Source organism: Microtetraspora sp. AC03309 (assembly GCF_020826795.1).
In the GTDB taxonomy this organism is placed as follows: Bacteria; Actinomycetota; Actinomycetes; order Streptosporangiales; family Streptosporangiaceae; genus Microtetraspora; species Microtetraspora glauca.
Genome location: NZ_JADDIL010000266.1, coordinates 1 through 852, shown reverse-complemented (window position 1 = coordinate 852; position 852 = coordinate 1). Strand labels below are relative to the sequence as shown.

Annotated in this window: 1 protein-coding gene; it reads right to left on the bottom strand. The window is 61.9% G+C overall.

Going from position 1 to position 852, the window contains the following annotated elements:
• Positions 1 to 87: 87 nt before the first annotated feature.
• On the bottom strand, positions 88 to 852 hold a 765-nt coding region (locus IMZ11_RS42745; protein ID WP_228649304.1), incomplete at its 5' end, for an amino acid ABC transporter permease.

Here is an 852-nt window from a genome sequence, read left to right as displayed (position 1 = left end):
CGTCCAACGTGACGCCTTTGAGGACGTGCAGGGCACCGAAGTTCTTGCAGACACTCTCGGCCCGCACCATCGGTTCGGCGGCGGCGGTCATGGATGTGGCTCTCCCATCTGGGCGTTGGCCAGGGCCTGCAGCTGCTTGGAGGTCAACTTGCGCGACGCACCACGTGCGTAGTGCCGCTCGAGGTAGTACTGCCCGACCATCAGAATGCTGGTGATCGCCAGATACCAGGTGGACGCCACCAGCAGCAGCGGGACCGGCTGAAACAGGTCTACGCCGATATCTTTTGAGCGGCCGTACAACTCGAAGCTGTACGGGATCGCGGTGACCAGCGAGGTCGTCTTCAGCATGCTGATGAACTCGTTGCCGGTCGGCGGGATGATGACCCGCATGGCCTGGGGAAGCACCGTACGCCGCATGGTCATGGCCCACGACATGCCAAGCGCGACCGAGGCTTCCGTCTGCCCCTCGGGCACGGAGTTGATGCCGGCCCTGATGATCTCGGCCATGTAGGCGGCCTCGTTGAGTCCCAGCCCGAGAACGGCCAGCCAGAAGACGTTCGGATCAGCAAGGGTGAACTCGAAAAGCCGCGGGCCGAACGGTACGCCGATCTGAATGTTCTTGTAGATCACCGGGACCAGGCCCCACAGCACCAACTGCACATAGATCGGTGTGCCGCGGAAGATCCACAGGTAGGTCCAGGACACCGCTTTGAGTACCGGATTCGGTGACAACCGCATCACCGCGAGGAGCACACCCAGGACGAGCGCCAGGATCATCGAATAGATGGTCAGTTGCAGGGTGTTCCAGGCAGCCTGCGAGATGCGTTGATCGAAGAGGTACTTGCCGTACGT